This is a genomic window from Thioclava indica, from assembly GCF_000714545.1.
GTDB classification, from domain to species: domain Bacteria; phylum Pseudomonadota; class Alphaproteobacteria; order Rhodobacterales; family Rhodobacteraceae; genus Thioclava; species Thioclava indica.
In genome coordinates this window covers 23,247-43,910 of the sequence record NZ_AUNB01000001.1, presented here as the reverse complement: position 1 = coordinate 43,910, position 20,664 = coordinate 23,247, and the positions used below count along the sequence as shown (strand labels likewise).

General features: G+C 62.2%; 24 protein-coding genes. 6 read left to right on the top strand and 18 right to left on the bottom strand.

Annotated features, from left to right (window positions below):
• Positions 1-67: 67 nt before the first annotated feature.
• Positions 68-634: a L,D-transpeptidase family protein gene (locus DT23_RS00230; RefSeq protein ID WP_038127041.1), complete on the bottom strand. Its 567-nt coding sequence runs from the start codon at positions 632-634 to the stop codon at positions 68-70.
• Between the two features lie 15 nt (positions 635-649).
• A complete protein-coding gene (gene trxB, locus DT23_RS00225; RefSeq protein ID WP_156023809.1) occupies positions 650-1,600 on the bottom strand; it encodes a thioredoxin-disulfide reductase in 951 nt (316 codons plus the stop codon).
• A 166-nt stretch (positions 1,601-1,766) separates the two neighbouring features.
• On the opposite strand from trxB, the gene DT23_RS00220 reads away from it, so the two are divergent.
• Positions 1,767-2,267, top strand: a complete 501-nt coding sequence (locus tag DT23_RS00220) for an Lrp/AsnC family transcriptional regulator (protein ID WP_038127038.1) — start codon at positions 1,767-1,769, stop codon at positions 2,265-2,267.
• Between the two features lie 19 nt (positions 2,268-2,286).
• Here the strand turns inward: DT23_RS00220 and DT23_RS00215 are convergent, their stop codons facing one another.
• The 13 genes from DT23_RS00215 to DT23_RS00160 form a co-directional block, all read right to left on the bottom strand.
• Positions 2,287-3,651: a cytochrome P450 gene (locus DT23_RS00215; protein ID WP_038127037.1), complete on the bottom strand. Its 1,365-nt coding sequence runs from the start codon at positions 3,649-3,651 to the stop codon at positions 2,287-2,289.
• Entirely contained in the window at positions 3,648-4,928 is a 1,281-nt protein-coding gene (locus DT23_RS00210) for a hypothetical protein (protein ID WP_038127035.1), read from the bottom strand. The genes DT23_RS00215 and DT23_RS00210 overlap by 4 nt, the downstream gene beginning before the upstream one ends.
• Before the next feature lie 56 nt (positions 4,929-4,984).
• Positions 4,985-5,677, bottom strand: a complete 693-nt coding sequence (locus DT23_RS00205; protein WP_038127034.1) for a M48 family metallopeptidase — start codon at positions 5,675-5,677, stop codon at positions 4,985-4,987.
• A 31-nt stretch (positions 5,678-5,708) separates the two neighbouring features.
• Positions 5,709-6,314 (bottom strand): DedA family protein, encoded by a 606-nt coding sequence (locus tag DT23_RS00200; protein WP_038127032.1) that lies wholly within the window; start codon positions 6,312-6,314, stop codon positions 5,709-5,711.
• On the bottom strand, positions 6,311-6,685 hold the full coding sequence (locus tag DT23_RS18290; RefSeq protein ID WP_051696929.1) for a hypothetical protein: 375 nt from the start codon (positions 6,683-6,685) through the stop codon (positions 6,311-6,313). The genes DT23_RS00200 and DT23_RS18290 overlap by 4 nt, the downstream gene beginning before the upstream one ends.
• Complete coding sequence (locus DT23_RS00190; protein WP_038127029.1) at positions 6,682-7,863, bottom strand: vWA domain-containing protein; 1,182 nt, start codon at positions 7,861-7,863, stop codon at positions 6,682-6,684. Before DT23_RS00190 ends, DT23_RS18290 begins: the two co-directional genes overlap by 4 nt.
• A gap of 11 nt (positions 7,864-7,874) precedes the next feature.
• Complete coding sequence (locus DT23_RS19785; protein WP_164492066.1) at positions 7,875-8,042, bottom strand: hypothetical protein; 168 nt, start codon at positions 8,040-8,042, stop codon at positions 7,875-7,877.
• 35 nt (positions 8,043-8,077) lie between these two features.
• Complete coding sequence (locus tag DT23_RS00185; protein WP_240473510.1) at positions 8,078-9,448, bottom strand: DUF2927 domain-containing protein; 1,371 nt, start codon at positions 9,446-9,448, stop codon at positions 8,078-8,080.
• Positions 9,449-9,955: 507 nt separating this feature from the next.
• Positions 9,956-11,101: an amidohydrolase gene (locus tag DT23_RS00180; protein ID WP_038127028.1), complete on the bottom strand. Its 1,146-nt coding sequence runs from the start codon at positions 11,099-11,101 to the stop codon at positions 9,956-9,958.
• Between the two features lie 37 nt (positions 11,102-11,138).
• Positions 11,139-12,122, bottom strand: coding sequence for a methyltetrahydrofolate cobalamin methyltransferase (locus DT23_RS00175; RefSeq protein WP_038127027.1), 984 nt, complete (start codon positions 12,120-12,122; stop codon positions 11,139-11,141).
• The gene (locus tag DT23_RS00170) at positions 12,119-13,003 is read right to left on the bottom strand and encodes a methylenetetrahydrofolate reductase (protein ID WP_038127025.1); all 885 of its coding nucleotides are present in this window, start codon (positions 13,001-13,003) and stop codon (positions 12,119-12,121) included. The genes DT23_RS00175 and DT23_RS00170 overlap by 4 nt, the downstream gene beginning before the upstream one ends.
• A 13-nt stretch (positions 13,004-13,016) precedes the next feature.
• Complete coding sequence (locus DT23_RS00165) at positions 13,017-13,325, bottom strand: virulence factor (protein WP_038127023.1); 309 nt, start codon at positions 13,323-13,325, stop codon at positions 13,017-13,019.
• A gap of 179 nt (positions 13,326-13,504) precedes the next feature.
• Complete coding sequence (locus DT23_RS00160; protein WP_038127021.1) at positions 13,505-14,296, bottom strand: enoyl-CoA hydratase; 792 nt, start codon at positions 14,294-14,296, stop codon at positions 13,505-13,507.
• Between the two features lie 59 nt (positions 14,297-14,355).
• Between DT23_RS00160 and DT23_RS00155 the strand changes: the two genes are divergently transcribed.
• From DT23_RS00155 to DT23_RS00135, 5 genes are all read left to right on the top strand, one after another.
• Positions 14,356-14,775 carry a PaaI family thioesterase gene (locus DT23_RS00155; RefSeq protein ID WP_038127020.1) on the top strand — a complete coding sequence of 140 codons (420 nt, stop codon included), beginning with the start codon at positions 14,356-14,358 and terminating at the stop codon, positions 14,773-14,775.
• A gap of 84 nt (positions 14,776-14,859) precedes the next feature.
• Positions 14,860-15,237 carry a hypothetical protein gene (locus DT23_RS00150; RefSeq protein ID WP_240473509.1) on the top strand — a complete coding sequence of 126 codons (378 nt, stop codon included), beginning with the start codon at positions 14,860-14,862 and terminating at the stop codon, positions 15,235-15,237.
• Positions 15,238-15,430: 193 nt separating this feature from the next.
• Entirely contained in the window at positions 15,431-15,892 is a 462-nt protein-coding gene (rplM, locus tag DT23_RS00145) for a 50S ribosomal protein L13 (RefSeq protein ID WP_038127018.1), read from the top strand.
• 2 nt (positions 15,893-15,894) lie between these two features.
• Positions 15,895-16,395 carry a 30S ribosomal protein S9 gene (gene rpsI, locus DT23_RS00140; protein WP_038127016.1) on the top strand — a complete coding sequence of 167 codons (501 nt, stop codon included), beginning with the start codon at positions 15,895-15,897 and terminating at the stop codon, positions 16,393-16,395.
• Positions 16,396-16,529: 134 nt separating this feature from the next.
• A complete protein-coding gene (locus DT23_RS00135; protein WP_038127015.1) occupies positions 16,530-17,135 on the top strand; it encodes a DNA-3-methyladenine glycosylase I in 606 nt (201 codons plus the stop codon).
• A 7-nt stretch (positions 17,136-17,142) separates the two neighbouring features.
• On the opposite strand, the gene dsbG is transcribed toward DT23_RS00135, so the two are convergent.
• The 3 genes from dsbG to tpiA all read right to left on the bottom strand — a co-directional run bounded on the left by dsbG (position 17,143) and on the right by tpiA (position 20,621).
• Complete coding sequence (gene dsbG, locus DT23_RS00130) at positions 17,143-18,030, bottom strand: thiol:disulfide interchange protein DsbG (RefSeq protein ID WP_156023808.1); 888 nt, start codon at positions 18,028-18,030, stop codon at positions 17,143-17,145.
• Between the two features lie 209 nt (positions 18,031-18,239).
• A complete protein-coding gene (locus tag DT23_RS00125) occupies positions 18,240-19,562 on the bottom strand; it encodes a DEAD/DEAH box helicase (protein ID WP_038127640.1) in 1,323 nt (440 codons plus the stop codon).
• 315 nt (positions 19,563-19,877) lie between these two features.
• Positions 19,878-20,621, bottom strand: a complete 744-nt coding sequence (gene tpiA, locus DT23_RS00120; RefSeq protein ID WP_038127013.1) for a triose-phosphate isomerase — start codon at positions 20,619-20,621, stop codon at positions 19,878-19,880.
• Between the last annotated feature and the right edge of the window lie 43 nt (positions 20,622-20,664).

Here is a 20,664-nt window from a genome sequence, read left to right as displayed (position 1 = left end):
CTGCACGAAACCGCCGGATCGCCCCCAGTCCCGGCAGGCGCGCAATAGCCCGACCGCTGCGCTCACTTCAAGGGGCGGGCAGCGGCGCGATGGTGATGGGGGTGCCGTTGGGCACGCGCGACCAGATTTCGTCCATCTGATCGTTGCTCACGCCGATGCAGCCATTGGTCCAGTCATGTAGAAGGTGCAACGATCCCAGCGCGCCCCAGCCGTTGGGTAGGCCATGGATCATGATGTTGCCGCCCGGATCAGCGCCCGCCGCCTTGGCACGCGCGCGGTCCTCGGCGTTGGGATATGAGATGTGCAGGCTAAGATGGGCAACTGAACCAGAGTTGCGCCAGTCAATCACATACGTGCCCTCTGGGGTGCGTTCATCACCCTCGCGCAGCTTGTGTCCCCGGTCCCAGTTTGCCCCCATCACGATCGGGTAGCTGGCTAACTCTCGGCCCTCGCGCAGCAGCACCATCCGCCGTTCGGCTTTCGATACTAGAATGCTGTCGGCCTGCTCACCAAGAGGGGCAGGGGGCGGCGGAGCGTTCGCGCCCAGCCGCGCCATCACCTTCGTATATCCTACTCCGGCCACCGCCAGCAGCCCTGCCACAAGCAAGATTGTCAGGGTTCGGCGTATCCTCATCTGCGCGGTCTCGGACTATTCCGCTTCGCCCTGCTCGGCCAGCCATTTCTCGGCGTCTAGTGCTGCCATGCAGCCCATCCCGGCACTGGTGACAGCTTGGCGATAGGTGTGATCGGTCAGATCGCCCGCAGCAAACACGCCTTCAACCGAGGTGCGCGTCGAGCCGGGATCAACCCAGACATAGCCGCCCGAATGCAGTTTCAGCTGCTCGGTAACCAGTTCGGACGAGGGCGCATGGCCGATTGCCACGAAAAACCCGTCACAGGGCACGACCTTTTCCGCACCATCCACGGTGGATTTCACCCGAACGCCGGTCACGCCCAGCGGGTTCTCATCGCCCAGAACCTCCTCGACGGCGTGGTTCCACAGCACTTCGATCTTGGGGTTCTTGAACAGGCGCTCTTGCAGGATCTTTTCCGAGCGCAGCGTGTCGCGGCGGTGGATCAGCGTCACCTTCGAGGCGAAATTGGTCAGGAACAGCGCCTCTTCGACGGCTGTGTTGCCGCCACCGATCACCACGACCTCTTTGCCGCGATAGAAAAACCCGTCGCAGGTCGCACAGGCCGACACGCCAAAGCCCTTGAACTTCTCTTCCGAGGGCAGATCGAGCCATCTCGCCTGCGCCCCGGTGGCGAGAATCACGGCAGCCGCCTCATACACCGTGCCCGAATCGCTTTGGGCGATGAAGGGGCGCTTGGACAGGTCCAGATCGGTGATGATATCGGTGATCACCTCGGCCCCCATCGCTTTGGCGTGGGATTCCATTTTCACCATCAGATCGGGGCCTTGGATTTCCGTCTCGCCGGGCCAGTTTTCGACCTCGGTGGTGATGGTCAACTGCCCGCCGGGCTGAATCCCCTGAACCAGCACCGGCTCCAGCATCGCGCGTGCGGCATAGACCGCCGCCGTATAGCCCGCAGGCCCCGAGCCGATGATCAGAACCTTGGTTTTTTTCGTCTCGCCCATCGCGGCCTCCATCATAGTTGTTGATTGGATATAGAGCGCGAAAGACGCGGCGAAAAGCCCTGCCATGCGTGACGAATTGCCCTTGCTCTTGGCGGCGCGAAATTTTATTGCGCATGTTCGCCCTCGCAGGTAAGTTCCGCAACAAGCGACGAAGGATTGTTTCAAAATGCCCACTACCCGGCTCGACGATATCGACCGCAAGATCTTGGCCGAGCTGCAGGGCGATGGTCGCATGACCAATGTGGAACTGGCCAGGCGCGTCGGGATTTCCGCGCCGCCCTGTCTGCGTCGGGTGCGCACGCTGGAAGAGGCGGGCTATATTCAGGGCTACCATGCCGATGTGAATCCGCGCGAGCTGGGCTTTGAGGTGCAGGTCTTTGCGATGGTGCGGCTGCAAAGTCAGGCCGAAAGCGATTTGTCGGCGTTTGAAGGCCGTTGCCGCGACTGGCCGCTTGTGCGCGAATGCCACATGCTTAACGGCGAGATCGACTTTGTTCTGAAATGCGTCGCCCCCGATCTGTCGAGTTTCCAGACCTTTCTGACGGGGCAGTTGACGGCGGCGGAAAACGTGGCTTCGGTCAAAACCAGCCTCGTGATCCGCTGTGCCAAGGACGAACCCGGCGTGCCGTTTGATGTGCTTGAAGAACGCTTGGCAAAACGCGCCTGAGCGCGGTTATTTCGAACGGCTAGCGCGCCTCAAGGCGCAACCAAATCCCGTCACGCCCGCGCACGGTGAGATGGGCGACCGGCACCGGCTTGCGTCCGGTCACGGGGGTTATGCGGAACGCGCGCACGATCATGGACAGCAGCAACGGCCCCTCGGCCATCGCAAAGCCCGCGCCGGGGCAGGCCCGCGCGCCGGTCGAGAACGGGATATAGGCGCAGCGCTGCCCATTTTTGCCATTGGGCGTGTCCCAGCGCGCGGGATCAAAGCCGTCGGGATTGTCCCAGATCCGTTCGTGGCGGTGCAGATGCCACGGGCTGATCACCACCTGTGAGCCCGGCTTGATGGGGCGATTGCGAAAGGTCTCGGGGCATTTCGACTCGCGCACGAACATCGGCACGGGGGGGTAAAGCCGCATCGTCTCGCGAAACACGGCCCGGCTAAGCTTTAGCTTGTTGAGGATTGAAAAATAATGGATTTCATCGGCCAGAACCGTTTCGGCCTCGGCCGCGATCCGGTCTTGCCAATCGGGGTTAGTGGCGAGCAAATACAGCGACCACGCCAGCGCCGAGGCCGAGGTTTCATGCCCGGCGAGAAAAAAGATCGCGACCTGATCGACCATTTCGGCGGTGTCAAAGGTTTTGCCCGTTTCGGGGTCGGGCGTGGTCATGATTTTGGTGGCCAGATCGTCGGGGGCCGTGCCTTGCGCGATCTGCGCGGCGCGCTGCGTCGTCAGGCTTTCGATTAACGCGCGGATACGGCGGGCGGTGCGTTTCGTCTGGCGGGAATGAAAGCGCGGAAACCAGCGTGGCAGCGGCAGCAGCGCGCCCAAGTTGACCACAGGCGAGGCCCGTTGATGGGATTTGAATTCGGCAAAAACGGCACTCGCGGTTGCATCCTCAATCGGGATCGAAAATAGCGTGCGAAAGATGATATCAGCGGCGGCGTGGGAGGTTTCCGTTTCGATATCAATCTCTTGCGCGCCAATGTTCACGCGCATCCGATCCACGCAGGCCACACCCGCATCCCACATTGCCGGGAAGGTCTCGCGCAGCTTGCCGCCCTCGAATGCGGGATCAATGATGCGACGTTGGGCCAGCCATTGATCGCCATTGGTGATGAATACGCTGTCGCGCAACAGCGGCTTTAACCCCTCGCGCACGCGGTCGGATTTCGGGAAATCCATCGGGCGTTCCTTGAGCACAAGATCGACCAGTTCGGGATCGTTGCACAGATACGAGCGGAAAAACGGCGTGCGAAACTCGGCCATCCACGCGCGGTAAAGCCGCGCAGGCTGCGCCGAGAGAATGTCGGATTTGAACAGCCGGAAATAGCGCCAAAGCGAGACGCGATCAGGGCGGGGCGTGGGTTTGGGCGGCAGGCTCATGTGGTGTTGGTAAAGCGGTTTGCGCGCGTTGTAATTACGCTTTTCGACGCAGCCCGTCCGGCAAAGCGCGCGCCCAACGTTTGCGGCCCGGCGGTAAGGCGGAAATAGTCGTAATCACCGGGGCGATCAAAGGCGCAAAGATATTGAAAATGCAGCCGGAAAAAGCGCCAACGCAATTCGCGCCACCGCGCGGGCGAAAGGGTTTGCGTGAAGGCTGCCGAGATCACCAGCGGGTGGATTTGTCCCGCAGGCGCCACGCCCGATACCGCCACCGGATCACAGAGCGCAAACGCGCAACCATCGCCGGGCGCGGTCACGTCGAGCCAGAAAAGCTCGGGGCGGGTGGAAAGATAGGCGAGATCGGCGCGCAGGCGTGTGGCGCGGGGTAGGTAGCTGACCATCGGCACGACTTGGCCAAGCGAGAGGAAGGACAAAACGGGGGGCGCTGCCCCCCCTTGGCCTGCGGCCAATTCTCCCCCGGGATATTTTCCCAAGAGCGAAGGGGGCAGGCGGTTTTCGCGGATTAGATCGGCGAGGATTGAAACCGCCAGATGCGTGCCCGAGCTGTGCCCGACGACCAGAACCTCGTCCCAATCCTCGGTCATAGCGTGTTCGATGCGGGTGGCGAACGCGGCCATCCGGGCTTCGAGTTCGGGCGGGTTGGCGCCCCCCCGGCGCGCGGTGAACGCGTAGTCATGCATCAGGTAATAGGCGAAAAACTTGCCGTCATATTTGCGAAACCACCGCAGGGTGAGCGCGAGGGTCGCGGCGGTGAGGGCGGTGGAAATGGTCCAGATGGGTGTGGAATCTGGTAGTATTTTCCAAAGGATAGCGGATATAGCTAATCCAGTTCCGATGCCGATCAGCGCCTGCAGGATCAGTGCGAAGATCGGATAGAGCGCGGCAATCACCGGCCCCTTGCGCAGCCGCATCAGGCCAAACAGCGCGCCGGAAAAGATATAGGTCGTGGCGGTCTGGATCAGTTGGCCATAGGTCGCAGCGATGGATTTGCCCATCGAATCGCGCACGATATCGGACCAGACAAGCACCTCGATATCGGCCTCGACCGCTGCGCCATCTTGCGTTGAACTGACATGCCAGCCATAGGGCCCGCCCGATGACTTGGGCGAGAGTGCGATGTCATAGCCAGAGATCGCAGCCTGCGCCGCGCCCTCTTTGCGATAAAGCTCGCGGTAGCGGCGGGGGTGAATCGGGTCATAGCCGGGGATGTAGAACACCCGGCGTTTGCGCACCTGATCGGAGCCGTGATCTTGCATATCTGCCCTCATCTTGGTGCCAGATTAGCGGGCAAGCGCGGCGAAAGTAAGGAAATTCAGCGTTTTGGAGCCATCCAGCGTGCGGAATTGGCCTCGATTGCGGCGACGCGTTTCTGGGTTTTGGGATGGGTCAGCAGCCACGCCGGAACGCCTGCGCCTGCGTTTTTCGTCAGCGCGTCGAGCTTGTGAAACAGCGAGATCTGGGGCTGCGTTCCGATACCCGCCTTGATCAGCAGGGCTGAGGCGAATTCATCGGCCTCGAACTCGTCGCGCTGGCTCAGGCGCGCGGCCAAGGCGGTCGTGATCAGGTTCGCGATCCAGACGCCTAAAAACGGGATCATCCGCCCCAGTACCGTCATCAACACTGCCCGCAGCGCATTCTGGCCTGAAAAATCTATCATCCTGCGGCGCGAATGGCCCAAGGCGACATGGCCCAGCTCATGCGCGACGACCGAGGTGATCTCTTCGGCCGTGACCTCTCCGGCGCGGTATTTCGCCATGAAGCCTTCGGTGATGAACACCCGCCCGTCGGGCGCGGCCAGCCCGTTCACGGGCTCGACCTGATAGACATGCACGGGAACTTCCGCCACCTCAAGTGCTGCGGCGAGCCGGTCCAGCAGCGGTGCGAGCCGCGTGTCGCGCAAACGGCGTGAATTGGCATCAAGCTGGCGTTTGAGTTGCCAGCTTGAGAAATGCCACATCGCAAAGCCGTAAAGCGCAAGCAGCAGAAGGGGGAGAAAGCGGATCATGGGTTAGATATGGTTCCTCGCGCGGGCGTGATCAAGCTTTGGGGGCGGCGCGCGCAGCGTTCCAAAGCCACCAGCCAAATGCCAGCGCCGCAGCGCCTGCCGCCATCAGACCCAACGCGTTGCCCGCAAGCTGGGCCGCAGCATCCAGATTTGCGCCAAAGGTGATGCCCAGCCCGACATAGAGCGTGACCCAAACCGCTTCGCCGGCCAGATCGGCCAGCGTAAAGCGGCGACGGCGAAACCCGGACGCCCCGGCGGCCAAGTTCACCCATGGCCCCAGCGCCGAAAACAGCCAGCGCGAGAAAAACACCGTCACCGCGCCGCGTTTGCGCAGGGCCGCCATTGCCTTGGCCACCAGTGCGCCGCGTTTGCTGTTGGGATGGGGCAAAAAGCGTTCGGCGCGCTGGCCCAAGGTGAAGCCGACCTGATCGCCCAGCACTGCGCCGCTATAGGCGGCCCCCATCACCGTCAGCAGCGACAAATCGCCCGAGGCCACGAAGGCCCCGCTTGCAATCATCATCAGCGACGAGGGCACAGGGAGCGCGAGGCAGGACAGAAAGGTGGTCACCCCCAGCAGCCAAGGCCCATAGACCGGAACAAGCGAGAGCAACCAGTCGCTAAGATCGCCCAGCGTCATTGGGGCGCGTCTGCGTCTTGTGGCGCTGTGGCTGCGGGCAGCCCGGCGGCGAGGCGGTCAAGAAGTGCCTCAACGGATTGGTTGGTGGCTGTGGCGATGCGATCAAGGGTCGGGCGGCCAGAGCCAACCAGAGCGCGGCTGTTTTCAATGCGCAAAATCGCCTCGACCTCGGGGATCGGCAGATGCCAGCTGCGCGCAATATAGCCCGGTGTCATCCAGGGTTCGGGGATTTGGCGGTGATGGGCGGAGTCGGACCAATAGATCGCGCGGCGCACGAAGCTGACGGAAAAGAACAGCGCCGCGATCAGCGCCACCGTAAACCCGATCGAGGCAATCCGGTGATGCGCCCAAAGATAGCGCAGCTTGGTCATCCCAGCTCCTTCATCGCGGCCGTGATGCCCTCAAGGGTCAGCGGGTGCATCCGGTTGGCGAAAATCTCGCGGATGAGGGCAATAGATTGCGTGTAATCCCATTGCCGCTCGGGCAGCGGATTGAGCCATGTGTGATCGGGCCATTGCTCGCGCGCGCGGCTTAGCCAGACATGGCCAGCCTCGTCATTCCAATGCTCATTCGCGCCGCCGCGATGGGTGATCTCGTAGGGTGACATCGACGCATCGCCCACGAAAATACATTTATAATCAGGGCCGTAGCGATGAAGCACGTCCCATGTGGGCGTCACTTCCCCCCAGCGCCGCGCATTGGATTTCCACACGCCCTCATAAAGACAGTTGTGGAAATACCAGTGCTCGAGATGCTTGAACTCGGCGCGTGCGGCGGAAAACAACTCCTCCACCAGCTTCACATGCGCGTCCATCGAGCCGCCGACATCGAGAAACAGCACGACTTTCACAGCATTGCGCCGCTCGGGGCGGGTCTTGACGTCGATATATCCGGCCTCGGCAGAGGCACGGATCGTGCCGGGCAAATCCAGCTCGTCCTCGGCCCCGTGACGCGCCCATTGCCGCAAGCGTTTCAGCGCCAGCTTGATGTTGCGCGTACCCAGCTCGACGCTTTCGTCAAAATCGCGAAATTCGCGCTTGTCCCAGACCTTTACGGCGCGCTGATGGCGGCTTTTATCCTGCCCGATCCGCACGCCTTCGGGGTTGTAGCCATAGGCGCCAAAGGGCGAGGTGCCCCCGGTGCCGACCCATTTGTTGCCGCCCTGATGGCGGCCCTTTTGTTCCTCAAGGCGCTTTTTAAGCGTCTCCATCAGCGCCTCAAAGCCGCCCAAAGCCTCGATCTGGGCTTTTTCCTCGGGGCTGAGATGTTTTTCCAACTCGCGGCGCAGCCACTCTTCGGGCAGATCGACGGCGTTCAGGACATCATCGGGCGTGATCGCCTCTAGCCCCTTGAAGGCGGTGGAAAAGGCGCGGTCAAAACGGTCGAGAAAGCGCTCGTCCTTGACCATCGTGCAGCGCGCGAAATAGTAGAATTGCTCGATATCGTAGGTGCAAAGACCCGCCGATAACCCCTCGAGAAAGCTGAGATATTCGCGCAAAGAGACGGGAACACCGCCGCTGCGCAAAGCTTGAAAGAAGGGCAGGAACATCGCCCCGCCCCTCAGGCCCAGATCCGGTTGATGACGATCGTGACAAAGATCCCGACCAGCGCCAGAGCAATCGCATGCACAGCCGCATATTGCGCGCGGTCCAGCCCGTTGCCATTGCGCTTGCGGGCGCGCCAATCGCCCAAGATCGCGCCAATCACGATCCCCGCCAAAACATACATCGCGCCCTCCCGGCATCGAGCGGGCAGGGCCCGGCTCAGTTCACGCGCGCGCCCGCATCGGCTAGCGCGGCCACTTCGCTTGCACGGCGTTTCACCGCCGCGTCAGAGCCAAAGCCATAACGCGCCCATTGCGCCATGTCGAGACGGGCTTGGTTGGATTGGGCGGCATTGCCAAGCTGATCGTAGCCCTCGGCACGGATCATATAAAGCGTGGCCATCAGCGCGGCGTTTTCCCCTGAGATCGCGGGCGAGAGCGAGCGGTTCACCAGTTGGATCGCATCCTGCGCGCGCCCCGAAGCCAGCGCGAAGGCCGCCATCTGCATATCGACATGGGCGGCCTGAATGCCCGCACCGGGAGTGCGGCGATAAATGGCACCAGCTTTCATAAAGGCGCGGAGCGCGGCTTGCGGATCGGTTTTCAAGCTGAGCCGCCCAAGCGCGAACCAAGCGAATGCCGCGCGGCTGTCGGTCCAGCCCTGAGCAGCGGCGATCTGGGTCGCTTGCGTGGCGGCAGCGCGCCGACCGCGCTCGCTTGACGATGCCCCAAGAGCGCGGGTGATCGCCTTGACGTAGCTGCGCGGCGTCGGATCGTCGCGCAGGCCACGCATCTGGCCACCGCGCGGATTGGTGCGCGCCAGCACGCCGGGCAGGGCGGCCAACACTTCGGGGCGGCTCATGCCGGAATGCAGCGCCGGATCATAGGTTGCACGCAGTACGGCTATGTCAAAGCGCGTCAGCACCGTGTGGAAATTGTCGTCATTCCAGACCGTGTCGGGCAGACGATACAGGTCATTGACCGGCCCCAACCCTTGGCTGATTTCCTCATGCAGGCAGTCGCGAATTTCCTGCGGCGTTGCGGGCTCGGGGATGAAAACGGTCGCATGCTGGCGCTGGGTCAACTGCGCCCAATCGGTGCGCGCGGTGCCGCGCGAGGCGCGGTAATCGGCCCAGTCGGTGACGTTGGGGGCCACGAAACACGCGACGTTAGGCACCGCGTGGCGCATCTTGGCTTTGGGTACGAATTGCACATTGATCGTGTTGGTATTTCCCGGCTGCGTCGTCACGTTCAGCCCGGCTTCACGCTGCAAACGGCTGACCAGACGGCTCAACTCGGTTCTGGCCACGGGCGGCGCATTGCCTGATAGCGTGATCGAAACCGGCCCTTCAAAGCGGGTGAAGCGTGGCAAGGCACGCCCGGATTCCAGATAAAAGCTCAGCTCCATGAAATCGCGGCCCAGATGGGTATTGTCAGGCAGCGCGGCGCGGGGCACGGGAGCGGACAGGCCCGGAACCGGATCGGCCAGCGGCAGATCAATCGTCGCAGTCGAGGCGCGCGCAGCCGTCACCTCGGGCTCGCTCTGCATACACGCAGAGAGCGAACTCGCGATCACGAAACCGCTAAGCACAGACAGAATTCTCCCCGACCGCTTGGCAGCATGGCGGGGCCGGGCGGGCTTTGCGGTGGCAGCCGCAAAGCCCGCCGCGGACGGCAGACATATATCGCGCATGGCAGTGCGCCTTCCCAGGTTTTGAGTGCCCAGACTAGGCAGATTACATTAAGTTCTCCTAGTAAATCTTTGCTCTGCAATCGGAAATTTTTGTGGCGCTCCCAGATATAGTGTCCAGCCCCGGTCGCACACACGCCTTATTGTTGCCACATTTTCCGCTTGATCCCGCGATTGGCCCCGATCTGGAAACGGAACGGTCACGAAATCGCGAATCGTCGTGATCTCGGCTGGGGATTCGGAAACAGACTGTCGCGCAGATCGAAACGTGTTTTTTCACGCAAACGCGAGATTGACGTGAGATTTGTCGCGGTGGGGGTCTTGGTCGCGACGATTTCGGCAAGGCCGCGCGTGAGATTTGGCGAAATGCGGCAGGATTGGCCACAATCTGGCAACACTGCCGCGCGCTTATCCCAGAATGTCGCGTGCGATTTGTGCGAAGATGGCGGGGCCGATTGCGATCAGATCGTCGGGAAAGTCGTAATCGGGATTGTGCAGCGCGGGATGGGTTTCGCCCGCGCCAAGACACAGCAGGGCCGATTGGGCGCTGTGCCCGAACAGCCCGAAATCCTCGGATGCGCGCATCGGGACGCCGTCCTCACCACAGGGAATGCCAAGCGTCGCCAGCGCGTCTTGGGCGATCTTCACCGCCTCGGGGGCGTTGAGGGTGGCGGCAAAGGGCTCGACGATCTCGATCTCAAGGCCGAGCCCGTCTTGCGCCGCCGCTTTCCGCGCAAGGTCGCGCACCTGCGTCTCAAGCGCGGCCAGCGCAGCGTCTTGCGCCGCGCGCAGCGTGACATGCAGCAGCGCTTCGCCGGGTGCCACGCCAAATGTCGGCTCGCCAAGCTGGGCATGCGTCACGGTGAGCAGGCGAAAGCTGTCATCCAGCGCGCCGCCCTGCGCCAAATCAGGCAGGGCGCTGAGCAGCCGCGCCAAGGCGGGGCCGGGCGAGAGGCCCGTGTCTGGCGTCGCGGCATGGGCGGTCTTGCCCGAAAGACGGATCGCCAGCCCAAGCGAGGCGCAATTCATCAGCCCTGCGCGTAGCCCGACATGGCCCAGCGGCAGACCCGGCAAGTTATGGATCGCAAAGGCAAAATCCGGGGTGATCGCGGCAAAGGCAGGATCACTGAGTACCGCGCGCGCGCCGGAACCGATCTCTTCGGCGGGTTGGAACAGCAACACGACACGCCCCGATTTGGGCGGGCCGCGCGAGATGAGACGACCCAGCCCAAGCAGCATCGCCATATGCCCGTCATGGCCGCACAGATGCCCCTTACCTTGGATGTCAGAGGCCCAAGGCAGATCGGAGGTCTCGGCAATCGGCAGCGCATCGAGTTCAGCGCGAAACAGAACCGTGGGGCCGGGGGTGGCGCTGTTGAAGACCGCTGCCACGCCATGCCCGCCCAGCCCGGTGATCACCTGCGCGGGGGCGAAGGCGCGCAGCGCTTCGGTTATAGTCGCGGCGGTCGCACCCTCATCGCCCGACAGTTCGGGGCGGTGATGCAGGGCGCGTCGCAGCGTTGTCAGATCGGCTAGATCAGTGGGGGTGAGCATGGACAAATTGGCGCGCCATTACAGCGCGCCCCCTAAATCACACGCGCGCGCGACGACGGCCCGAGCGCCCGCCGCGCGTGCTGGCCCCCGCCGCCACCGAGGCCTCGGCCAAAGTCGCGCCCTCTTTCATCGCCTCAAGAATGCGCGCGAACCGGATCCAGTCGGCACCGTTATCATCGTGGTTCATCAGCAGATTGGCGGCGCGCACGGCCTCCATTTCCGCCGGGCGCACCGGGTTCATGATCGCGCTGGTCATCCCTGCGCCAATCGCCATCGGCAAAAAGGCGGCGTTGATGCCATGCCGACCGGGCAAACCGAACGAGATATTGGACGCGCCGCAGGTCGTATTCACGCCCAGCTCATCGCGCAGCTTGGCGACAAGTTCGAACACCTGACGCCCCGCCGTGGCCTTGGCCCCGATCGGCATCACCAGCGGATCGACCACGATGTCATGCGGCTTGATGCCAAAATCAGCCGCGCGCTGGACGATCTTTTTGGCCACCGCAAAGCGCACCTCGGGATCGTCGGAAATACCGGTATCGTCGTTCGAGATCGCCACCACCGGCACGTTGTATTTCGCAATCAACGGCAGCACGGTTTCAAGGCGTTCTTCTTCACCGGTCACGGAATTGACCAGCGGGCGACCCTCGCAAGCCTCAAGCCCGGCTTTAAGCGCGGCGGGAACCGAGCTGTCGATGCACAGCGGCACATCGACCAGCGCCTGCACCCGCGTGCACAGTTCACGCATCAAGGGCGGTTCGACAAAGTTGTTATCGGCATAGCGGGGATCTTTCGCCATGCGGTTGGTGAACACGGCCCCCGAGTTGATATCGAGCACCGAGGCCCCGCAGGCCACCTGTTCAATCGCGTCGCGTTCGACAGTCGAGAAATCGTCCAGCTCCAGCTCGGCGGCGAGTTTTTTGCGCCCGGTGGGGTTGATCCGCTCGCCGATCACGCAGAAGGGCTCGTCAAAGCCGATGGTGACGGTCTTGGATTTCGATTCAAGGACGGTGCGGGTCATTCAGGGTCTCTCTGTTGGGCAATCCAATTGGCTGAGGTGGTGATACCGCCCAGCGGAAAGAAATGCACGGATTGGATATTGGTGGGGCGGTTGGCGGCCAGATCGGCCAGCAACTCGGTCGGTTCAAAGGGCAGCAGCAGCTTGGTCACATCGCGGGCGCGCTTTTGCAGCACTTTCAGCGACGGGCCGACGCCGCAGGCAATGGCGAATTTCACCAGCGTTTGCAGCTTGGCGGGGCCAGCAATGCCCAGATGGATCGGCATGGTGATGCCATTGGCGGTCAGCCGCGCGGCCCAGTCGCGGATCGGGCCAGCCTCGAACGCGAATTGCGTGGCAATCGCCATCACAGCATCGCTGCGATTGGCGAAATCCTGTTTCAGACGTAGCGCGGCCATCACCTCGGCCTCGCCACCTGCGGGGTCGATATCGCGGTTGCCTTCGGGGTGGCCCGCAACGTGCAGACGCTTGAATCCGTCAAATGCGCTGGTTTCGATCAGTTGCATCGCGCAGTGGAAATCGCCCACGGGTTGCTTGACGCCGCCGCCCAAGATCAGCGCCTGCGTGACGCCAGCCTCACCCGTGTAACGCGCGACCCAATCGCGCAACTGCGCGGCGTCGCGGATGATGCGGGCGGGGAAATGGGGCATCGGTTCGAACCCCTCATCATGCAGGCGGCGCGCGGTGGCGAGCATCTCGTCGAACGGCGTGCCCTCGATATGGGCGATATAAACGCGGGTGCCGGGGCGCAGCAGATCGCGAAAACTCTCGACCTTGGCAGCCGTGCGCGGCATCACCTCAATCGAGGCCCCTTCCAGCAAAGCCGCCATCTGGCCATTGCGCGGCGCGCGCGCTGCCTCTCGGCGGAAATTTACCAAAGCCATTCGCGTCTCTCCCTTACGATGACGGGGTGTTCCAACCGTCATTGGCAATCAACTCACGCAACCGCGTGTCGTCATAGTCCGAGAGAATACGCGCCAGCGCTGCCTCGGCCGCCTCCGCATCATCGCCCGGCTCTTCGCCCGCAGCCACTTTGCGCCACTCGGCCAGATAGCTGTCACTGTCACGCGCCCCGATCTTCATCGCGGCGCGGTCAATCGCCTGCTCAAAACGCTCGGGCAGGGGCTTTTTGACCCCGCGCCGTCCCTTGCCCGCAATGATTTGGGCCGGGATGTCGCGCCAATAAACAAGGGTGATCTGTGCCATATCGACTCTCTCCTATGCCCAAGTGTGCGCAGGTTTTGCGCCCGCGCGCGGTGCGATTTCGACATTCCGTCGCAAAGGACCGACGCGCAGGGCCTGTCTAGCAGCTTGCATGGCAGGCGGGCTACTGTCCGGGATCGGAAAAATTCGGGGGAAAAAGATGAGCGGCGCTCAACTGCGCCCTAGCTATCGGCCCAATCGGGTTTGCGTTTCTCGATGAAGGCTTGCAGGCCCTCTTCGGTGTCGCGCCAAAGCATGTTTTCGACCATCACGGCGGCGGTGTGTTCATAGGCCTGCGCGAGATCCATGTTCGCCTGATCGTAAAACGCCTGTTTGCCGATCTTCACCGCCGCGCCCAGTTTCGCCGCCAAGGTCTCAGCCAGCTTGTCGGTCTCGGCGTCAAGCGCGTCATGGGGCGCGATGCGGTTGATCAGCCCGACCTCGCGGGCGCGGCCAGCATCAATGAACTCGCCGGTGGTGAGCATCTCAAACGCCACCTTGCGCGGCACGTTGCGGCTTAGCGCCACCATTGGCGTGGAACAAAACAGCCCGATATTGACGCCGTTCACGCCAAACCGCGTGCCCTCGGCTGCCACCGCCAGATCGCAGCTTGCCACCAGTTGGCACCCCGCTGCCGTGGCAATCCCATGCGCCTGCGCAATCACCGGCTGGGGCAGGGCGGGGATCATCTGCATCACCTCGGCGCAGCGGAAAAACAGATCGGCGAAATAGGCGCGGCCCTTGTCGGCGCTTTCGCGTCCGCGCTGCATTTCCTTCAGGTCATGGCCCGCGCAAAACGCCTTGCCCGCGCCTTTGAGCACCACGACCTTGATCGTGTCATCGCTCGCCAGCTCAGAAAACCGCGTTTTCAGCGCCGCCAGCATCGCATCCGATAGCGCATTCAAGCTGCCCGGCGCGTTCATCGTCAGATGTGCCACCGCGCCTTTGTCGTCCCGGATTACCAGATCGCTCATTGAATCTCCTCCTCTTTGGGGCAAACACTAGGACGGCAACGGGAGAGAGGGAAGAGAGTATGGGGCTGGTTATGGATCGCGCGGAACTGGCGGAGTTTCTCGATCAGGCGTTTCCGCAGGTGAAGGGCGATTTCGCGATTGATGCGCTTGATGAGGACGAACTGGTGGTGCGCCTTTGCGTGGCCGAGCGGCACTTGCGCCCTGGCGGCACGGTCTCGGGGCCAAACATCTTTGCGCTGGCTGATGTCGGCATCTATATGGCGATCCTTGCGCGGCTTGGCCCGGTGGCGCTGGCGGTGACGACCAATGCCAGCATCGACTTCATGCGCAAGCCGGTCGCGGGGGTCGATCTGGTCGCGCGGGTGCGGTTGCTAAAACTGGGACGCGTGCTGGCGGTGGGCGAGGCGTTGATGTTTTCAGACGGTGATACGCGTCCGGTGGCGCGCGCCAGCATGACCTATTCGATCCCGCCGAAGTAACGTTATCGTTACGATGTTGCCCGATCACAAATTTTTAAGATAGAGGGTAGTTTCTAATATATTCAATTGGATACGGAGGAAGTAATGAGGTTCATTTCGGTCACAATGACTGTGATGCTGTTGTTGGTCGCCGCATGTGCGCAAACCAATATTCAGCCAATGGCACAGGATACGTTCAAGGTCTCGACCATGGCCGCGCCTGCATGCGGTCCGAACGGAGCGCGTAATGTCGCGTTTAAGACGGCTGCCATTGAGGTCATCCGTCGCGGCGGTGACAAATTTGTTCTCATCGGCGATGCTGCACAGTCGGATTTCTGGAGTGGAAACCACAATCAGTCTATGGTCGTGAAATTGGTTCCCGAGGGCAGTGCCGAAGCGCGCAATGCGCTTTCCGCGCGACAGCAGCTAGGTGCAAACTGGCAAGAGATCCTTGCGAAAGGCGCGCCGACCACCTGCGATTAAGATGACCCCGACTCGAGGTCCTGAGGGGCCTCGAGTTCAAATTTGGCTAGGGTGAGGTGGGGTATTTATATACCTATTTTGTAACGCTTTGTATTTGCTTAATTAAATTACGCTAAAGGGGGTTGATGTATGCGCTTAAATCGTCGAAAAGCCGCCATCAGAATTCGAGAAACCCCTACAAGGGCCGTTAAAAATGAAAACCTACACCGCAAAACCCGCGGAGATCGAAAAGAAATGGGTCATCATCGACGCTGAAGGCGTCGTGCTGGGCCGTCTCGCCTCGATCGTCGCAATGCGTCTGCGTGGCAAGCACAAAGCCACCTTCACGCCGCACATGGATATGGGCGACAATGTGATCATCATCAACGCCGATAAGGTACAGATGACGGGTCGCAAGCGCGAAGACAAAACTTACTACTGGCACACCGGCCACCCCGGCGGGATCAAATCGCGCACCGCGCGTCAGATCCTTGAGGGCGCGCATCCCGAGCGCGTTGTGATCAAAGCCGTGGAGCGCATGATCTCGCGCAACCGTCTGGGCAGTGCGCAAATGTCGAACCTGCGTGTTTACGCTGGCACCGATCATCCGCATGAAGCGCAACAGCCTGAAGTTCTCGACGTCAAGTCGATGAACAAAAAGAACACCCGGAGCTGATCATGTCTGACGATATCAAGACTCTCGACGACCTGAAATCGGTCGTATCCGGCTCTGACGCTGCACTGGCGTCCGACACCGAAACCGCCGCTCCGCGTGAGCCCGTGCGCGACGCGCTGGGCCGTTCCTACGCGACCGGTAAACGTAAAGACGCGGTCGCTCGCGTTTGGATCAAGCCGGGTACGGGCAAGATCGAAGTGAACGGCAAAGAGATGCCGGCTTATTTCGCACGCCCCGTGCTGCAGCTGATCGTGAACCAGCCCTTCGATGTGGCCAATGTTCGCGGTGAGTTCGACGTGTACGCCACCGTCGCCGGTGGTGGCCTGTCGGGTCAAGCTGGTGCGGTCAAGCACGGCATCTCCAAAGCGTTGCAGCTGTATGAACCCAGCTTGCGTGCCGCGTTGAAAGCCGCAGGCTTCCTGACGCGCGACAGCCGTGTGGTGGAACGTAAGAAATACGGTAAGCGCAAAGCACGCCGTAGCTTCCAGTTCTCCAAGCGCTGATCTTTCAGCCAATATCTTTGCGGAAGCGCCTCCATTCGGGGGCGCTTTTGCGTTTCATATGGGCGGCGCCAGGCGGTGTTGCTGGTAAGGGGGGCGCTGTGTCGCTAACCTGACAGGACAAAGCAGGGGGTCACATGTCGCGCGTATTTACCGGGCCGGACGGGCAGGATCGGTGTTTCTGGTGTGAGGGCTGGGCGCCCTACATCGCCTATCACGACGAGGAGTGGGGCTATCCGGTCAGTGACGATATCCGCTTGTTCGAGAAGATTTGTCTCGAAGGGTTTCAGGCAGGCTTGAGTTGGCGCACGATCCTTGCCAAGCGCGAGAATTTCCGCGCCGCGTTCGATGGGTTCGATTACAACAAGGTTGCGCGCTACACCGAGGCGGACGTTTTGCGCCTGCTCGGGGATGCGGGCATCGTGCGTCATCGCGGCAAGATCGAGGCAGTCATCAACAACGCGGCGCGCGCGCAAGCCGTGGTGGCGCGCGAGGGCTCGCTTGCCAAATGGATCTGGTCTTTCGCGCCCGAGCAACCCGAACATGCGCCGGGTGACGTGCCCGCCAAGACACCCGCCTCAGAGGCGCTGTCCAGGGCGTTGCGCAAGGATGGCTGGAAATTCGTAGGCCCGACAACCGTTTACGCCTTTATGCAGGCGATGGGGATGGTCAATGACCACATGCCGGGTTGCGGTCATCACGCGCGGGCCGAGGCAGCCCGCGCGGCGTTCCTGCAGCCCTGAGCCGCGCTTAGCTGGAGGGGCCGATCTTGGCCAGCAGCCCGTCAATATTGGGGTCAAATCCTGCGATCTCTTGCGCCTTGCCAGCGGTGTCCTTGTAAAGAACGTAGGGCGTGCCGCCGATGCCCTGGGCCTGCATCCAGGTGTTGTTGGCCGTGACTTTCGCGACCGCATCCTTATCCGACATATCGCCTTTGATGCTGCCTTCTTCCTTGGCCGCGTCGAAGTTTTTCTCATCCGTGGCAAGTGCTGCGGCGGGGTCTTTCGCGGCCATGATTGCGGCGGCTTTGGGCATCGAATCTGCCTTGAGGAAGCCGGCCTGAATGACATGGACCTTCACCTTGCCCGCGCTCACGGCGGGTTTGAGCGCGTCATAGGCTTTGTGGCAATAGATGCAGTTGGGATCAAACAGCACCCACATCTCTTTCGGCGCCGATGCCTTGCCCCAGAGGTAGCTGTGGGTCTTGTCGAGGGAGGCGAAATTCGCCGCCGCATCGGGCGGTTGCGGCAGCATCTGCTTGGCTTCGGCTTGCGTCATGTTCTCGCCATCGCTCGAAACGATCATGCCCTGTATCACGTATTTCCCGTCCGGCGTGGCATAGAGGATCGCGTTTTTCTGCGGGCCAAGCGAGACGGCGAGGCCGATCAGCCCGGCCGGGGCCTCAAATGCGCTCAGAACTTTAGTCGTCCCGCCTGTCAGCTTGTTAAGCGTGGCTTGCACTGCGTCAGGCACATCGACCGATTTCGGCATCGGGGCCGGGGCCGGCGTGGCGGCGGTGGCCGCAGGTTGCGTGGCGGTCTGCGCCAGCGCGGGCAGGGCGGCAAGCGCGCCGATCAGGCCTAGCGAGACACCAAGCGCGGGCAGGGGGCGCGTCGCGCGATAGAGAGAAAAAAGCATATAGGTTTCGACTTTCGTTTGCGATTGCAAGGTCGGTCGCCGCGAGGGGCAACGCTCCCCTCTCTTGGTAGACTGGTGCGCGCTCACGGCAATGCACGATCTGATGAGGTGGCGTTGAGGGCGGCTCGCCCGGCAGAGGGCCGCCCGGAAAAAGCAAAGGGTGCGCAGACCCCTGCGCACCCCAATAGGTCATGTGATAATCGTAGAGATCAGGCGGCGTTGGTGCGGCGCGGGCGGCGGCGTTTGCCCTGACCGTTTGCGCCCGCCGGGCCGCCGTGATTGGCCTTGGGCGCGCCGAATTTCTGACCGCCCCCGTTACCGCCATTGCCACGACGTCCGCCGCTGGCTTTACCCGCCGATTTGCCGCGCTGGTTGCGCGTCGAGGGGCGGTTGACGGCGTTGGGACGCTCGCCCGAGGCCGTTGGGATCTCGATCTTCATCAGCTTTTCGATCTGCACCAACAGGTCCACATCTTCGGGCGTGCAGAACGACATCGCCTCACCCTCACGACCCGCGCGCGCGGTGCGTCCGATACGGTGAACATAGGCGTCAGGCACTTCGGGCAGATCGAAGTTGATCACATAAGACACGCCGGGAATGTCGATCCCGCGCGCTGCCACATCGGTGGCCACCAGCACGTTGATCGAGCCATCGCGGAACGCCTTGATCGCGCGATCGCGCTGGCCTTGCGATTTGTTGCCATGGATCGAGGCGGCGTTATAGCCATCAGCGACCAGCCCCTTCATCAGCTTTTCCGCGCCATGTTTGGTGCGCGAAAACACCAGCGTCAGCGCATCCATATCTGCGGACAGGATATCGCGCAGCTTGTTGCCTTTGGCCATTTTGCCATCAAGGTAGTGCACCGATTGGGTGACCTTGTCGGCGGCTTTGCCGGGGGGCGTGACCTGCACGCGCTCGGGGTTGACCAGATAGGCGCGCGAGAGCTCGTCCATCTGTTTGGGCATCGTGGCCGAGAACAGCATGGTCTGGCGCGGCGTGCCCAGTTTCGGTGCAATCCGGCGCAGCGCGTGGATAAAGCCCATGTCGAGCATCTGGTCGGCCTCATCCAGCACCAGATAGCGCACGGTCGACAGATCCACCGCGCGGCGGTCCATCAGGTCGATCAGACGGCCGGGCGTGGCGACGAGAATGTCATTGCCGCGATGCATCAGCCCGATTTGACGGTTGATCGACTGGCCGCCCACGACGGTTGCGACCTTGACTTTGGTGTCTCCGGTCAGCGTGCGCAGGCTGTCGGCGATCTGGTTGACCAGCTCGCGGGTGGGGGCAAGGATCAGCGCCTTGACGGTTTTCGGGGCGGGCTTGCCGGGTTCGGCGAGCAATTGATCAATCAGCGGCAGGCCGAAAGCCAGCGTTTTGCCGGTGCCGGTCTGGGCCAAGCCCATCACGTCACGCCCACCAAGGGCAAGCGGGATCGCGCGCAGCTGGATCGGGGTGGGTTTGGTCAGGCCGTTCTTGGTGAGGGCTTCGATCAGGGCCGGCGCAAGGCCGAGAGTGGTAAAGTCGGACAAAATAAATCCTTTGGCGCAAGCCGGACTGGCGCGCGCAATGTGCTGCACGTCCCGATCATGCGGGAGGCGGGCAACAGGGTTGGTGGCGCGCGGCGCATCTCGCCGTTTGCCTTGAGAACCCTGCGTGATGGGGAACGGAAGTTTGGCGGTTGCTGATGCGCCTTAAGGGAGGGGCGCAGGCTTACTCACGCGGCAGCGCAGCAACCATTGAGCGTCAAATGGGGGAGTTTGAGCGCAAAGTCAAGCCCCTGCGCGAGCGGTTTACAGTTGGGGCCGCGCGGCATCGCGTGAAAACGGATGCCGCGCGGGCGCGGATCAAGCAGCGTCCAACGCGGCGATAATCGCGCCGAAATCAGCGGCCTTGAGCGAGGCCCCGCCGACCAGCGCGCCATCGACATTGGAGACGGCGAAGATCTCGGTGGCATTGGAGGGTTTGACCGAGCCGCCATAAAGCAGCCGCATCCCGTCGCCCTCAGCGCCAAAGCGTTTGACCAAGGCGTTGCGCATGAAGTCATGGACCTCGGCGATCTGTTCCAGCGTCGGCGTGCGCCCGGTGCCAATCGCCCAGACCGGTTCGTAGGCCACGACGGTATTGGCGGCCGTCGCATGATCGGGCAGCGAGCCTTTAAGCTGATTGCCAATAATCGTTAGCGTTTCGCCCGCGTCGCGCTGGCTTTCGGTCTCGCCAACGCAGATCACGGCGATCAGACCGCCCTCGATCGCGGCCTCGGCCTTGGCGCGCACCATCACATCGCTTTCATGGTGATCAGCGCGGCGTTCGGAATGCCCGACAATGGCGTGGCTGCCTCCGGCATCGGCGATCATTGCCGCCGAAATATCACCGGTATGCGCGCCCGAGCCCTTCATGTGACAATCCTGCGCGCCCACATCAAGGCTTGCGCCTGCCACCTGCGCCATCGCCGAAATCAGCGTCGCGGGCGGACATAGCAGAACATCGCAGAGCGGCGAGGGATGTGCGGCGACCAAAGCCTCAACCTCGGCCAGATCCGCCTTAAGCCCGTTCATTTTCCAATTGCCAGCGGCCAGTTTCGTGCGCATGCGCTCTCTCCCTCAATGATTATGCGGGCAGATTAGGGCAGGG

Bases quoted from the DNA above. Each gene is read 5' to 3' on its own strand.
- DT23_RS00135 (WP_038127015.1), top strand. From the start codon at position 16,530: ATGTCGCGCGTATTTACCGGGCCGGACGGGCAGGATCGGTGTTTCTGG.
- DT23_RS00190 (WP_038127029.1), bottom strand. From the start codon at position 7,863: ATGTTCCTGCCCTTCTTTCAAGCTTTGCGCAGCGGCGGTGTTCCCGTC.
- DT23_RS18290 (WP_051696929.1), bottom strand. From the start codon at position 6,685: ATGACCAAGCTGCGCTATCTTTGGGCGCATCACCGGATTGCCTCGATC.
- DT23_RS00170 (WP_038127025.1), bottom strand. From the start codon at position 13,003: ATGGCTTTGGTAAATTTCCGCCGAGAGGCAGCGCGCGCGCCGCGCAAT.
- DT23_RS00155 (WP_038127020.1), top strand. From the start codon at position 14,356: ATGGGGCTGGTTATGGATCGCGCGGAACTGGCGGAGTTTCTCGATCAG.
- tpiA (WP_038127013.1), bottom strand. From the start codon at position 20,621: ATGCGCACGAAACTGGCCGCTGGCAATTGGAAAATGAACGGGCTTAAG.
- DT23_RS00205 (WP_038127034.1), bottom strand. From the start codon at position 5,677: ATGATCCGCTTTCTCCCCCTTCTGCTGCTTGCGCTTTACGGCTTTGCG.
- DT23_RS00220 (WP_038127038.1), top strand. From the start codon at position 1,767: ATGCCCACTACCCGGCTCGACGATATCGACCGCAAGATCTTGGCCGAG.
- DT23_RS00175 (WP_038127027.1), bottom strand. From the start codon at position 12,122: ATGACCCGCACCGTCCTTGAATCGAAATCCAAGACCGTCACCATCGGC.
- DT23_RS00150 (WP_240473509.1), top strand. From the start codon at position 14,860: ATGAGGTTCATTTCGGTCACAATGACTGTGATGCTGTTGTTGGTCGCC.
- rplM (WP_038127018.1), top strand. From the start codon at position 15,431: ATGAAAACCTACACCGCAAAACCCGCGGAGATCGAAAAGAAATGGGTC.
- DT23_RS00210 (WP_038127035.1), bottom strand. From the start codon at position 4,928: ATGCAAGATCACGGCTCCGATCAGGTGCGCAAACGCCGGGTGTTCTAC.
- dsbG (WP_156023808.1), bottom strand. From the start codon at position 18,030: ATGCTTTTTTCTCTCTATCGCGCGACGCGCCCCCTGCCCGCGCTTGGT.
- trxB (WP_156023809.1), bottom strand. From the start codon at position 1,600: ATGGGCGAGACGAAAAAAACCAAGGTTCTGATCATCGGCTCGGGGCCT.
- DT23_RS00160 (WP_038127021.1), bottom strand. From the start codon at position 14,296: ATGAGCGATCTGGTAATCCGGGACGACAAAGGCGCGGTGGCACATCTG.
- DT23_RS00215 (WP_038127037.1), bottom strand. From the start codon at position 3,651: ATGAGCCTGCCGCCCAAACCCACGCCCCGCCCTGATCGCGTCTCGCTT.
- DT23_RS19785 (WP_164492066.1), bottom strand. From the start codon at position 8,042: ATGTATGTTTTGGCGGGGATCGTGATTGGCGCGATCTTGGGCGATTGG.
- DT23_RS00230 (WP_038127041.1), bottom strand. From the start codon at position 634: ATGAGGATACGCCGAACCCTGACAATCTTGCTTGTGGCAGGGCTGCTG.
- DT23_RS00165 (WP_038127023.1), bottom strand. From the start codon at position 13,325: ATGGCACAGATCACCCTTGTTTATTGGCGCGACATCCCGGCCCAAATC.
- rpsI (WP_038127016.1), top strand. From the start codon at position 15,895: ATGTCTGACGATATCAAGACTCTCGACGACCTGAAATCGGTCGTATCC.
- DT23_RS00200 (WP_038127032.1), bottom strand. From the start codon at position 6,314: ATGACGCTGGGCGATCTTAGCGACTGGTTGCTCTCGCTTGTTCCGGTC.
- DT23_RS00180 (WP_038127028.1), bottom strand. From the start codon at position 11,101: ATGCTCACCCCCACTGATCTAGCCGATCTGACAACGCTGCGACGCGCC.